Here is a 13,714-nt window from a genome sequence, read left to right on the forward strand (position 1 = left end):
AACCCTAAAAAATCTATCTTAGGATAGATGCTTATTTTATTTTTTAATAAGCAGAAATTATATAACTACAAGACAATCAAAACAATTTCCGCAATCATCTACGACCAAAAACTATAATTTTTTGAGAAAATTGTAATTTCCTGCATTTTCTCAGATTTTCCAACCAGTCTTAAAGGATGTTTGAAAAGTAGTTGCTTGTTATTCCAGGCTCTTATTAATCCCCCCTAACCCACGCCAGTCACTCCAGTTTGCAAGACCAGAATCAAAGTCCCCCTTTTTAAGGCAATACAGTTCACATAAGACCAAAACACTTGTAGAGACGGCGATTTATCGCGTCTCAAAAACCCAAGATTTTGTACTTTTTAAGGGGGATTTAGCAGGGTAATTTCATACGAAAAAAGAAAAATACATTTAAAAAGTATTTTTAGTAACATCAAAATATTCCAAATTTAACCAACGGTTTTTTGGAAATGAGCGTAGTAAAATTTTCAAAATATGTAGGAGTGTTTAGAAATTAATATTCTTAAATAGGGTTATTTTTCTGTTCGCCGATTAACTAACGTAGCGCTAGCTTGGTCAACAGGCATCAGCACAACTTCGTTAATATTGACATGGGGCGATCGCGTCACACAGAAAAATATCACATCAGCCACATCATCTGCGGTCAGTGGGGTCACTCCCTGGTAGACTGTTTTAGCGCGTTCAGTATTTCCGTGAAACCGCACCTCGCTAAATTCCGTTTCCACCATACCAGGGTCAACGGAAGTTACACGTACCCGTGTTCCCAACAAGTCTTGTTTTAAACCTTCAGAAATTGCTCTCACAGCAGCTTTGGTAGCACAGTAGACATTGCCACCGGGATAGGTTTGATGTCCCGCAATGGAACCTAAATTTACCACATGGCCGCGATCGCGACTCACCATTCCCGGAACAACATAACGGGAAACATAAAGTAAACCCTTAACGTTAGTATCAATCATGTCTTCCCAGTCTTGAAAGCTGCCTTCATGCAACTTGTCTAAACCACGACTTAGACCAGCATTGTTAATCAGAATGTCGATGTCAGACCAGGCAGGCGGTAGAGTAGAGATGGCAGATTCGACAGCGTTGCGATCGCGCACATCTAGCTGTAATAAATGAATTTCAGTACCAAATTCTTTAACGAGAGCATCTGCTAGCTGCTGCAAACGTTCTAACCGTCGTGCCGCTAAGATTAGTTTTGCACCCGCACCAGCGAAGATTCTCGCACAAGCAGTACCAATACCACTACTTGCGCCAGTAATCAAAATGATTTGATTTTGTAGGGAATTCATTAGGATAGTTAGAAGTGACGAGTTAATAGTTATGAATTATGAATTAGCACAAGTTTCATAGTTCATAATTTATCATCAGTCGTCTATAACTCCTAGCTCCTAGCTCCTAACTCACGCAATGTGCAACTTATTCTTAGAACCCCACTTCTATTTTTCTCCCCCACAGAGAGCTACGGTGTACACACATCTTTCTAGAAAACCAAAATCGTCGTAGATCCCCCTAAATCCCCCTTAAAAAGGGTGACTTTGAGAGGTTTTTGCCCCCCTTTTTAAGGGGGGTTGGGGGGATCAGCTTGTGGGGCAACTTTAAAAGACTTGTGTTACACCGTAGTTCCCTAGAAGAGTGGGGGTTGGGGGTTAGGTTTGAGAGAAAGTTGCACACCGCGTTAACTCCTGATTATTTCTTCACCACTTGTAGGCGCTGAGTTACCATCGTCATCCCATTACCCCGCAGGATGACAGCAGAAACCCATTGACTACCAGGGGTGGATGGTGCTTGTCCCGTTTTAAACAGTCCACCGGATGTCAATAATTGTAAATCCACAGATGTGGGGTTAAGAAATTTCTCTGGTTGGATGGTTTCCTCTAGCGCCGTTCCTAGGAGAAAATCATCGCCAAGTGGCTCTTGGACGATCGCATCAAAATTATACTTCTGACCAACTTGTACCTGTTGTGGTAATTTAATATCAATTTTGGGTGGCTTGCTGCCAGAGGTAAGTAGGGTACGTTCTGCCAAAATGTCTTGGCGGACAATTTTACCGCTTTCAATGCGCTGACGCGATTTAATCGTGGCATCGAGAGCCAAATTATTCCCACTACCGGAGGGTAAGCCAGTTATTTTCGTCTCTGTTTCGGCAATAATCCCATTGCCTTCCGATTTTGAAGATAGCAGTTTAGTACTGTATTGTAATTTAGGATATCGTTGCCAAAGTGAAACCAAAGACTTTTCTAGGGTTTGGAGGTTTAATCCATCCCCATGAGTGAAAGAGGGGCTATAGAATTGCAACACCCCTTTGACATCACCCTTGCTGGCAGCTGCATCGACTTGTGTTAACAGGTTTTTTAAATCGGTTGGTGCATTTTGAACTGTACCAGTTTGGGCTAATTGCTGTGGTGTAGTGGCTTGAGTGCGTTGCCAACCACTTGTTAAACCAAGGGTTAGCAGGAACGAAACCAGCCAAATACTGGCTGGAAATTTGAGTTGGTGTTTCACGAAAGCAGTAATAATTTTAGTCATTTGCAAGAGTTTACTGATTTGATGAGAGAAAGTCAGGAAATTGTTTTATCTTAGTTAAGCTAGACGCTAAACGGTAGAGGTTTGATGGCAAACGCACCGATACGATTATTAATAGCTGCCAGTGGGACTGGTGGACACCTGTTTCCAGCGATCGCACTGGCAGAAAAACTTCCAGATTATCAAATCGAATGGCTGGGAGTACCCAATCGGCTAGAAACTCAACTTGTCCCTAAAGAGTATCCCTTGAATACTATTGCAGTTGAAGGGTTTCAGCAAGGGTTTGGACTCTCCTCGATTCGCATCTTCGGTAAACTCGCTGGTTCGATTATAGAAGTCAGACGAATTCTCAAACAGGGAAATTTTCAAGGGGTGTTTACTACCGGGGGTTACATTGCCGGGCCAGCTGTCATTGCGGCACGTTCTCTCGGTTTACCCGTGGTTTTCCACGAATCTAACGCCTTACCAGGTAAAGTAACTCGCTTTTTTGGCCCTTGGTGTAGTGCGGTAGCCTTGGGATTTGAAGTAGCTGCTAAGTATTTGCCTCGTGCCAAAAATGTCTGTGTTGGTACTCCTGTGCGATCGCAATTTCTCAATGGGGAAATTAATTCACCTCTGGATTTAGCCATTCCTGATGGTGTTCCCTTAGTTGTCGTCTTTGGTGGTAGCCAAGGTGCAGTTGCGGTTAATAAGTTAGTGCGCGAATCTGCAAAGGCTTGGTTTGATGCTGGTGCTTATGTAGTACATTTAACTGGCGATCGCGATCCCGAAGCAGATAGTCTCAAACATCCACAGTATATAGCCTTACCTTTTTACAACAACATGGCGGCGTTGTTGCAACGAGCAACTCTTGCCATTAGTCGTTCTGGTGCCGGTAGCTTGACAGAATTAGCAGTGTGCGGAACACCAGCAATTTTGATCCCCTACCCCTTTGCCGCAGAAGACCATCAATCTTACAATGCAGACGTATTTACCAAAGCTGGTGCGGCGTTAACACTGAAACAATCGGAGTTGACGGCGCAAGTATTGCAAAGTAATGTGTTGAATTTGTTGCAGTCACCGCAAGAGTTAGCAAAGATGGGTGAAAACGCTCATGCGATCGCAGTTCCCGATAGTGCCGAAAAATTGGCGCAATTAGTGCGTGAGGTGGTGGAAACATAACGTTGATTATTTAGTATTAGAAATTTAATTTCCAAGTTATGAATATCTTATCCAGCCCAAAATTTCGCTTTACAGTAGGTTGTGCTGCCTTATTATTTGTCAGTTTAGCCAGTAGCCATCTATATACTCAGCCAAAAAATAAACAGCTAGCCCAACAAAATCAACCCTTTACTCAGCAAGAAAATTCTGCCTCACTTCCATCACAAATTTCTCTGACTACAAATTTTCAAAATCCTTTTGTTGCTCAACAAGTATCTAATGAAGTTATCGATAAGCAAAACGCTTTTTTATCTCAGCAAAATTTGCTAGCTGCATCTGCACCCTATCCAGTTGTCGATGAGTTCAAAAAATATAAATTTAGTATTAATGGCAGCCAAGTTGTTAAACCAGGAAAACTTCCAAGTAGTAAGGTTAACTTCAATCAAGGAGATTTATTAACTGTCCTAGTTAATACTAGAAAATATTTTCAAGATTACTCTTCAGAAGACCCAGATATTCTCCGTACAGGAATACTTGCAGCTCAAGGAGTAACCATACCAGATGTTCTCAACACTTTGAATTTCATGATTGCTGTGTTAAAGGAGGATATTGCTAATAACCGAGCTACTCGTTTGCAAGATCCTAACTTTATTAATACAAATTTTCGAGTTATAAAATGGTCTCCCTATAACCCAAAAAATAAACAGCAAAAACAATTACGAATTACCAAATATGCTGTCTTTACTCATCCCGGTTCTCGGAAGAAAACCTCTACTTTTAATACACCAATTTATAGCTTAAAAGACAACGCTAATAACGACAAATTCTATACAAAATACACCAAGCAGGATGTGTTGTCAGGTATTTATGAACCAGGTGGTAAAGAATTTGGAAAAGTTACCAGTCTCGCTTATCTAACCCGAAATGGTTTAGAAGAAGCAATTATGGAAGGAACAATACTAATTAATTTTACAGATGGTTATAAGGCATTTTTTAATGTAGACAGAAATAATGGAATGTCTTATATTCGCGGATTGAAGGCAACAGCACAAAAACGTTATTGGTATTTTAGAGAAGTTGATGCTATAAAAGGCTATGGATATAAAATAGATGCAAAAATTTCTATCAAACCCGGAGTTACTTTTGCTGGAGATGTTTTGAATATTGGTTTAGGTAAAGTGGTCGTAATTGAGCATACTCAAGGTGGTCGCAAACATCTGCGAATGGGAGTAATTGCCGATACAGGTGGAGCCTTTTTACCCAATCTTTATCAGCTAGATTTTTTGGCAGGTATATTTAATAATAAAAAAGAATTTGGTCAGAAAATCAGCCAATTGCCTGACTATGCTACAGCATATTTTTTAGTTAAAAAGTAAGAGAATTCAGAACAATAGATTATCCAGTAGCGATCGCCCTAGATCACAAAGACGCGATTTATCGCGTCTATTGCCTTAACCGAACCGTATTGATACCGCTACTATAATTAATTTAAAGGCTAAAATCACGAATTACGAATTATTTAATTTGGCTAATTCAAATAGGATAAATATGTATTTGCCCAAATCGCAGCTTGAGTGCGATCGCGCAGATTTAATGTGTTTAAAATATTTGTCACATGATTTTTTACTGTCCCCTCAGAAATGTAGAGTTCTTGAGCAATTTCTCGGTTACTAGCACCTGTAGCAATTAACCGCAAAACCTCTTTTTCTCTAGGAGTAAGTTCAGTTAAAGTAGATGGTACAGGTGTTGAATGGATTGGTGTACCATTAGAAAACTGAGTTAACAGCTTTTTAACTATACCTGGGCCTAATTGCGTATATCCTTTATAAACAGCACGAATCGCAACAGCTAATTCTTCTGAGGGCGTATCTTTTAATAAATAACCCATTGCCCCATTTTGTAATGCTGCTGATACATATTCATCATCATCAAAAGTCGTCAGTACTAAAATTTTAGTTTTAGGAAAACGTTTTTGAATTTCTTTCGTCGCTGCAACTCCATCCATAATAGGCATTCTGATATCTAGCAATACTACATCTGGTTGAAATTCTGCAACCAAATTAATCGCCTGTTCACCATTTTCTGCTTCTGCAACGATCTCTAAATCTGATTCTAATTCTAATAACGCTCTTAATCCTTGACGAATTAAACCTTGGTCATCTACTAACAATACTTTAATCATCATCTCAACCTCATTAAGGGAATATTAACTGTAATTTTGCAACCAGAACCAGGAGTGCTATTAATATTAAAGTCACCTCCTAATGCTAAAGTGCGATCGCGCATACTATGAAGTCCAAAACCAGTAGTATTTTGCCCTAAATCAAAACCTCTACCGTTATCCTGAATTATCAATCGCAAATTTCCTCTGATCGTAGCGAGTTCTAGTTTAACCTCAGTCGCATAAGCATATTTAGTTATATTTGTCAAAGATTCTTGAGTAATCCGGTAAATAGCAGTGTTGATTTCAGGTGGTAGAGGATATTCGAGGTTAATTTGATAAATTGGTAAAATACCATTGGAGCGATGAAAATTTTCTGCAAGGCTAGCGATCGCACGTTCTAAAGATTGCTCTTGTAAAGGATTAGAACGCATAGTAGAAACAGATTGGCGGACATCGTTTAGTGCTTTTGAACCTAATTCCTTTGCGGTTGCTAGAAATGTCTCAGCCTTACCTGGGTTAGATTGCCATAGTTTTAAAGCAGTTTCTAATTGCAGATTTAAAGCAGTGAGAGAATGTCCTAATGAATCATGAATTTCGCGAGCAATGCGGTTACGTTCTTCTAAGGTAGCTTGATTTTCAATTCGCATCGCATATTCACGGAGTTTTTCATTAGCGATCGCTAGCTTTTCTCGACTGTGCCGTTCAGATAATACTGCATTCATCATCAACAACACAAACACTAAGCTTAAGCCAAATACCAGCGACCAATTTAAGCTAAGAAATCGAAATTTTTCTTGTGCTTGTGATGATGCTTGTAAATTAAATAACTGGTATTTTAGTTGTGTCGTAAATAGGAATAATCCAAAGGATAGAGATGTAACAAATAAACGCCCAGGCAAATTAAATATTAGGCAACTGCGAGTAACTAAAATTATGTAAAGAAAAGGGAAAAGCCGAGCAAATCTTTCACCAAACAATCCAGTTGTTAAAATTAATAAAATTTCAATGGACGTGTATATCACTTTATAAGTCTGGCTACTTCTGGGCAATCTTAAGCCCATTAATGCAAAAAGTATCAAGCTATAAATTGATAGTTCAGGTAATAAATTACAAATTGACAAGTCTGGAAATAAACTACAGATTGTTAGTTCTGGAAGTTTAGGACGAAATCTCCGTAATGGAGGTGGTATAACTGCTGTCAATGCAGTGATTGCCAGTAGTATCCACTCCAGATAAAGTAGAGATGGAAAAGGATGTTTTTTAATTTGAATTGGATAATTCATTGTGGTTTACCTCAATTTATGGATAAATTATAATTTTGGAGGTAGAAGTTAAAAAGGAAGAATTAAAATTTTGAATATTTAAGTGTGTATTTCGCAGCTTCAACTTTTAGTTAAGTCAAAAATTGATAGTAAAAGTGGGCTAGGTAAAAATATACAATCAGCTAAATAAGGATTTGCAAATCAATCATCATAGAAATGTTCATTATTTATAATATATAACTCCTAACTTCCAACTCCTCACTATTTATTGTTAATCAAATTTGTCAAAATTCAATCATGACTAAAGTCATGGGTAGAACCATGACTTTCTCCTCATGTAACTAGTAAAGATAAGTTCTTATGATGGTGACAACCAACCAGGAAAAACCACAAGAAATGAAACTCAAAGCATTATCGCTAGTCGCTGGAGCGATCGCTCTAACTCTAACTGCAACCTCCTTCGCTGTTCATGCCCAAACAGCCTCTCCTTCACCCGTGTTACTTGCACAAAATCCACAAAAAGAAAGAGGCCCTTGGAAAGATTTGGGTTTGACAGATACCCAAAAAACCCAAATTCAGGCAATTCGCCGCGATAGCCGCGCCAAATTTGAAGCAGTTTTGACCCCAGAACAAAAGGCAAAATTAGAAGCAGCTAAACAAGCACGTCGGGCTGAGTGGCAAGCGCGTAAGGCTCAGGGGCAAACAGGTCAAGGTCAACGCCAACCAGGTCAACGTCGAGGAAAGGGTGGTTATGCTGACTTAAATCTGACTGAAGCACAGAAAACCCAAATGCGACAAATTCGGGAATCTGAGAAACAACAGATTCAAGCAATCTTAACGCCTGAACAGCGCCAAAAAATAGAGCAATATCGTCAAAATGCTCCTTCGCGTCGTCAACAAGGGAATCCTCAATAATAATCTTTTAAAAAATAATAGTTTTGGGGTGGGCAATGCTGCCCATCTTATCCAAAATAAATTATGATGCAACCCTTGCTTGCTTCCCCAAATCCCGCTCCTCGCCTGCAACTGGTTTTAAATTTAATCGATCGCGTTGCTGTAGCACAAGGGCGAGATGTTCCCCAAATTGTGGAAATAGAAAAATTACGTTTCCTTCCTACTGACACTTTTGGCAGAACTTGGGCAGATTTCCTCAATGAACACAATTTCCAGCCCTTTACCACCGGTAGCCGTCGTAAACAACTACATGATGGGATTCACGTCCTTACAGGCTATGGTACTGACTTAATTGGTGAAGCAGAAGTACAGGCATTTTTATTAGGAACAAAATTTAGCATCACTAATTTGATGTTGGGATTAGGACTGTTGCGAGTCATCCATAAAAACCTAAGTTCTCGACAACAATTTAGCTGGGCCAGACTCTGGCAAGCGTACCAACGCGGTTGTAATTCTCAATTTAACCCAGATACTTGGCAACCAGAATTACTATGGCACTTACCGTTGACTAATGTTCAGTCCTTATTTTCCATAGTCAAAAATTAACAAGCTTCTTGCAGAAGATGCGGAAAGGGGAAAAACTTCATCCCCTTTCCCTTTCCCTATTTTAATACTTACGCATTGACAGAAAAGACTACATCGTAGTGGCAATACCCTACAGGAAGCTGTAAAGCTTGCCACTAGGTTACTAGACTTTCAAGATAGTATGAGTTATGAGTTAATCACAACTCCTAGCTTGATTAAGATGTCTCAAGAATTCGCAATTGGTAGTAAAGTCCGTGTTGTGGCACTACCACCCTACGTCAAAACTGCTGAACCAATGCCCATGCTGCGCCCCCCTGATGTTATTCACATTGGCGAAGAAGGTATAGTCCTTGACCGCCGTCCCGGTGGATATTGGGGTATTCGCTTCGCTAGAGGAGCTTTTCTCTTAGATAGTCAATACATCGAAAGCATAGATAAACCTAGCGAATCTGACTCTAAGTGATATTTGGAGTAACTAAGAATTGTAAACTTGTGTAAAGTTGTAATTCTGGTTTGCGCCATGATTTCCCGCCGCACTTTTTTAAACATATTATTTGCCAGCTGTATTTCTTTCATCAGCTGGCTGAACTTTATACCTGCTGCTGATGCCCTGGGTGGTAAACTTCCCGCAATTAATCAACCCGCACCAGAGTTTACTTTGCCAACCAATACAGGTGATGGCAAAATTTCCCTCTCTGACTTGCGCGGTAAGTGGCTAGTTCTCTACTTTTATCCTAAAGACTTCACCTCTGGTTGTACTATAGAGGCTCGCCGTTTTCAGCAAGACTTACCCCAATACCTCGCAAAAAATACCCAGATTATTGGCGTAAGCGCTGATGATATTGATTCTCACGCCAAATTTTGTGATTCTGAAGGGCTAAAATTCCCGCTTTTAGCTGACACTGATGGTTCAGTGAGTAAAGCTTACGGTTCGTGGCTTGGCTACTTATCGATGCGCCATAGTTTTATCATTGATCCTGAAGGTGTTTTGCGCGAGACTTTTGTCAAAGTCAACCCAACTGTTCATAGTTCAGAAGTGCTGGCACGATTAGAAAAGTTACAGTCTACAGCTTCTTAGATTTCAATAAACGTGAGTTCGGCAAAAGTAAATAGACCACGCTGTAGGAGCAATTCATGAATTGCCCCTACAACGGATGTGCTTCAAATACATGAATTTCTCTATTGCCATGTTTGAAATTCATCAATAGCGCTACGAATTAAAGAAGTTATTTGAGTGCGACGGGTTTCAAAGTTGGCGGCAATATAAATCAGGAGGATGCCAACTAGTAAGCCTACAACCCATTTTAAAAAGGAGTATTGTAAACTAAAAATTACCGATTGATAGATTGTAGTAATTAAAAAAGTGGCTGTACCAATGTAGAGAAAAGCCCGCACTCGCAAAGCTAATCCAGCAAAAATGGCGATGAGGCTGAAAATTCCAGGTATCCAGGCTGTGTTTTGATTAAATAAAATTGCCCATCCACAAATTAAACCACTACCTAGCAATCTCAAAATATGGCGAGGTGCTTTGTACTCTGGTAGCCTCAGTTGGGTATCTACTTGAGCAATATAAAGCAGTGATAATCCAATTGGCGTTATATACCATAAAGTATCAGTCAGGCGTAAGGAATCAAACCATCGGTAAACAGCCCAATTAATCAACGCCACACTAACATAAGTAAAACGGATATTTTCACCTATTTTTGCTAGGAAAATGTAAAATCCAGCTGCGAGTAACAAGGTAATGGGGTAAGTTTGCAGTCTGGTTTCCCACAAAATTATCAGTGGTATGATGTAGGCGGCTTGCTGCCAAGGTTTTTTAGACCAACCCCAACTTTCCCAAGGTAGGATGTACAGAAAATAGGCTACCACACAGGCGATCGCACCATTCCAAGGAACTAACGGCCCAGCCCAAAATTTTCCCACTGCTGTCTCGCGCCAATAAACCCTCATACCGGCTACCTCTAATAAGCCAAGGTAAACCCACATTTCGGCTATGGTGATTCCTCCCAATATGCTGGGGGAAGTGCGCGAATGTCGTCCTTGAAAGATGGCATAACGGATCAAAAATACTCCAGTTGCTAATCCCACCAAACGGTTAATTGCAATGGGAAGAGGAATGGCAGCCATTAATAAGCAGCTACTCCAAGCCCAATGAATATGGGCAATTCTTTTCAATTCTTGGGGAGTTAGGCGTAAGTAGTTTTCCAGCCAAGGTGACAAAATACGGTAAGCATACATGATACTGGCACCAAGGGCAGACATGGCAATTAATCCATCACCTAATGCTCCTCCTGAAGCTTGTGACATTTGATAGAACAAAAGTTCATAAGCAGAAATGGATACGCCAATGATTCCTAAGTACAGCAGGGGTTTAAAGTTCTCGCGCCGTCGCCCTACGCCAATAATAATTAAAGCTACACCCAAAGAATACAAACCTGTCCACTCGGTGAAGGTGTTCAAACGCAGCAACACACTGAATGCACCATAAATTAATGGCAAAATGTGAAGGCTGCTAGGAAGTTTTTCTAATTGATGTCGTCGTCGCCACCACTCGCCGACAAGTTGAGTGATTAAACCTAAAGCGATATTTGCCATCGCAATTTTAATAGTTGAGCGTTCCCCAAATCCCAACACTTGGGCAATTAACAATTCTAAAGACCACCCGATGCCATAGAATGCCCAATTTGTCGGTTCTCGCCAACTGCGATAAACAATGGCTGTCAAGGTGATTACAGTGGCAGCTAAGTACAAAAATCCCGAAGTGATAAACCCTGAGTAAATCAGCACTGAGTGTAGTGTCAAACTCAACAACTCAAAAGCACACAATGCGATCGCCCATTTATCACTGGCGGCTGCATAATTAAGTGCTAATTCGTTTCCGCGTCGGCTCAAAACTGTCCTGGCTAACCATAGAATTAGGATGGCGATCGCACCTACGACAAACCAACCTCCGAGAACGAGGTGAGGTAAACCAGGTACACCCGTCCACAGCAGCGCCACGATGAAACTCAGAGCAAATCCTTCTGTAATTACCGCAGATAGTTGGTTTCGTAAATAGCGCGTATTTACAAACATTAGCCCTGTACCTACTGCCAAACCAATTAATCTGGTTCCTGGTAACTGTAGAGTAAGTACCTGGGCAACTCCCACAGCCAAGACACTCAAGTAACGGGTAGTAGTCCGACGTTCTCTAGTTGTGCAATTGGCAACACCTGTGAGAGCTATAGGCGTAACTAGCCATAAGGCTCCCAAATAAGCTTGGCTATCAGCGACACCATACCAAGATGATTCTGCATTCATCCACAATAGAAAAAAACTAGCGGCGGCTAGTCCTAAACCGATATCCCATGCACTACGTTGCCATACTCCTCCTTCTACGCTAAATCGCCATTCTGCAACCATCAGAGCTAATAAAATACTTGCCCAGACTTGTTGACTCAGGGTTGGTGCCAGGCAATGAATGGTAGAGCAAAATGTTAGCACCCCGATGATGTGAGTTAGATATACCAGGGGAAGAGATGCGGGGGAACGGCGTTGAGTGACGAATGCCAGAGTGATGGTAGAAAATAATAGATTTAGCGATCGCAATACAGGATTGACAATCGCGATCGTTGTTAAAAAAGCTCCCAGTAAGAGGGTGAGCAGTTCGCCAAATTTAGCTAATTCTCGCTTTTCGGTGCGATGTAGACTATCAGTAAGCGCCACCATCAAAATTATGTAGGGAAATAAAGCTACACCCAGCAAAGCCCAAGGTTCATTTTGAGAATTTGTGAGTTGAGTACCAGTTGCGATCGCTAATTTCTGTAAGCTATCAGGTACTAATCGCCAACCTAGCCAAATCGTCTGTAAACCGATGACGAAAACCGCAGCGAAGTCTAGCTTTAAACTGTGCCGCCGCAAACGACTTCCCACAAACCACAAACCCAAACCACTTACAGCTATTGCTTGCCAAGGATAATTTGTTACCGAAACCAGCCAGCCCAAAAACAGTAGAATCCCACCAAGTTTTTCCCAAAGGAAGAGAGATGAGGGGAATATTACAGTTACTTCCTCTGCTCCCCCTGCTCCCCTGCTCCCCTGCTCCCTACCCCCTACCCTCTCCTGTGCTAACCAAGTTACTAGCCAGCCGCAAATACCAATAGCTAATCCCAACTGAGTGACATTTACCCCAGCAACAAAAATTGCCCGCACTAGCAGCACTATCAAAGCATAAATAATTACGGCGGCAGGTAAACTAATACTTAAGCTGTTGCTATCGCTTCTATCTTCCTCACTGACAATATTAGGCTGTTGGTAATTGTGATAAATAGTAATTATAGTTGTGCCAATCATTGCCACATAGACGGCAATTAAGGGGAATCCTGGCAATTGCCAACCCCAATGCAGATAACTCAGCCCTAGAATATTGGCTAAAGGTAATTTGCCAGTACGTAAATTAGTAAAAATAGCCCGATTTTTGGAGAGTAAAACAGTTATAGCAGTGAGGGTAGTCCAGGCGATCGCAACTGCAACCAAATCCAGAGGATTTTGCCACAATTGAAAGCTATCCATTGCCCAAAAGTTTACTGGAACTAACAAAAGGGTGACAATCAGCAAAGTTTGAGCCGTCAATCTCAGGTTGTTTTGCCTAGTCGCCCAAAAGCTTAATCCCCAAAAACTCAGAGTATAAGCAAATAAAACTCCATACTGTCCCGAAGCAGGAAACCTTTCCCACTGACTCGCAGCCAGTACCCCAGAGGATACCACTACCAGAAATACCCCTAGAAAAAGTAGCCAGCGTACACTCAGTTCTGCCCCCAAGGACTGCAACATTGTACTGACAAAGTTGGGTTCGACTGTTTTTTGTTGTGGTTGTCTACGGCGGCTAGATTGTAAAACTGCTACGGGTAACTCCTGCACGGGATCAGAAGTTAAAAAAACCACCTTTGTTTTAGCTTCAGGCTGGAGTGGCAACACGACCGAACACACCAGAAACTCTTGGCATAGCTGCCTAACTTGGGTATCGGATATTAAACCTAAACGTAGCCATATATCTAGTCCTTCTAGTAACTGAGGATGTGACGATGGCAGTCTAATTTCAAATTTTAGCGGGCGCTCAAGGGGCGATGACATAAGCGGC

The 13,714-nt window shown here is 41.1% G+C and carries 11 protein-coding genes; 6 read left to right on the forward strand and 5 right to left on the reverse strand.

Annotation, left to right across the window (positions count from 1 at the left end; genetic code table 11):
- Positions 1 to 533: 533 nt before the first annotated feature.
- Both IQ274_RS26660 and IQ274_RS26665 read right to left on the reverse strand, forming a co-directional pair.
- The gene (locus IQ274_RS26660) at positions 534 to 1,313 is read right to left on the reverse strand and encodes an SDR family oxidoreductase (protein WP_194143979.1); all 780 of its coding nucleotides are present in this window, start codon (positions 1,311 to 1,313) and stop codon (positions 534 to 536) included.
- A 397-nt stretch (positions 1,314 to 1,710) separates the two neighbouring features.
- Entirely contained in the window at positions 1,711 to 2,550 is an 840-nt protein-coding gene (locus IQ274_RS26665; protein WP_163928812.1) for a nuclear transport factor 2 family protein, read from the reverse strand.
- 84 nt (positions 2,551 to 2,634) lie between these two features.
- On the opposite strand from IQ274_RS26665, the gene murG reads away from it, so the two are divergent.
- Positions 2,635 to 3,708, forward strand: a complete 1,074-nt coding sequence (gene murG / locus IQ274_RS26670) for an undecaprenyldiphospho-muramoylpentapeptide beta-N-acetylglucosaminyltransferase (protein ID WP_194143980.1) — start codon at positions 2,635 to 2,637, stop codon at positions 3,706 to 3,708.
- Between the two features lie 38 nt (positions 3,709 to 3,746).
- Positions 3,747 to 5,063 carry a hypothetical protein gene (locus IQ274_RS26675; protein WP_194143981.1) on the forward strand — a complete coding sequence of 439 codons (1,317 nt, stop codon included), beginning with the start codon at positions 3,747 to 3,749 and terminating at the stop codon, positions 5,061 to 5,063.
- Between the two features lie 152 nt (positions 5,064 to 5,215).
- Here the strand turns inward: IQ274_RS26675 and IQ274_RS26680 are convergent, their stop codons facing one another.
- Together IQ274_RS26680 and IQ274_RS26685 are read right to left on the reverse strand one after the other, a co-directional pair.
- Complete coding sequence (locus IQ274_RS26680) at positions 5,216 to 5,869, reverse strand: response regulator (protein ID WP_194144009.1); 654 nt, start codon at positions 5,867 to 5,869, stop codon at positions 5,216 to 5,218.
- Positions 5,869 to 7,134, reverse strand: coding sequence for a sensor histidine kinase (locus IQ274_RS26685; protein WP_194143982.1), 1,266 nt, complete (start codon positions 7,132 to 7,134; stop codon positions 5,869 to 5,871). Before IQ274_RS26685 ends, IQ274_RS26680 begins: the two co-directional genes overlap by 1 nt.
- 375 nt (positions 7,135 to 7,509) lie before the next feature.
- On the opposite strand from IQ274_RS26685, the gene IQ274_RS26690 reads away from it, so the two are divergent.
- The 4 genes from IQ274_RS26690 to IQ274_RS26705 all read left to right on the forward strand — a co-directional run bounded on the left by IQ274_RS26690 (position 7,510) and on the right by IQ274_RS26705 (position 9,670).
- Positions 7,510 to 8,028, forward strand: a complete 519-nt coding sequence (locus IQ274_RS26690; protein ID WP_194144010.1) for a Spy/CpxP family protein refolding chaperone — start codon at positions 7,510 to 7,512, stop codon at positions 8,026 to 8,028.
- 63 nt (positions 8,029 to 8,091) lie between these two features.
- A complete protein-coding gene (locus tag IQ274_RS26695; RefSeq protein WP_228058385.1) occupies positions 8,092 to 8,613 on the forward strand; it encodes a Coq4 family protein in 522 nt (173 codons plus the stop codon).
- Positions 8,614 to 8,812: 199 nt separating this feature from the next.
- Positions 8,813 to 9,055, forward strand: a complete 243-nt coding sequence (gene sipA, locus IQ274_RS26700) for a regulatory protein SipA (protein WP_163928819.1) — start codon at positions 8,813 to 8,815, stop codon at positions 9,053 to 9,055.
- A 57-nt stretch (positions 9,056 to 9,112) separates the two neighbouring features.
- Positions 9,113 to 9,670, forward strand: coding sequence for a peroxiredoxin (locus IQ274_RS26705; protein WP_194143983.1), 558 nt, complete (start codon positions 9,113 to 9,115; stop codon positions 9,668 to 9,670).
- A gap of 101 nt (positions 9,671 to 9,771) precedes the next feature.
- Here IQ274_RS26705 and IQ274_RS26710 read toward each other — a convergent pair whose 3' ends face one another.
- Complete coding sequence (locus IQ274_RS26710) at positions 9,772 to 13,707, reverse strand: DUF2157 domain-containing protein (RefSeq protein ID WP_194143984.1); 3,936 nt, start codon at positions 13,705 to 13,707, stop codon at positions 9,772 to 9,774.
- Positions 13,708 to 13,714: the final 7 nt, after the last annotated feature.

It is taken from the genome of Nostoc sp. LEGE 12447, assembly GCF_015206985.1.
Taxonomy (GTDB): Bacteria; Cyanobacteriota; Cyanobacteriia; order Cyanobacteriales; family Nostocaceae; genus Nostoc.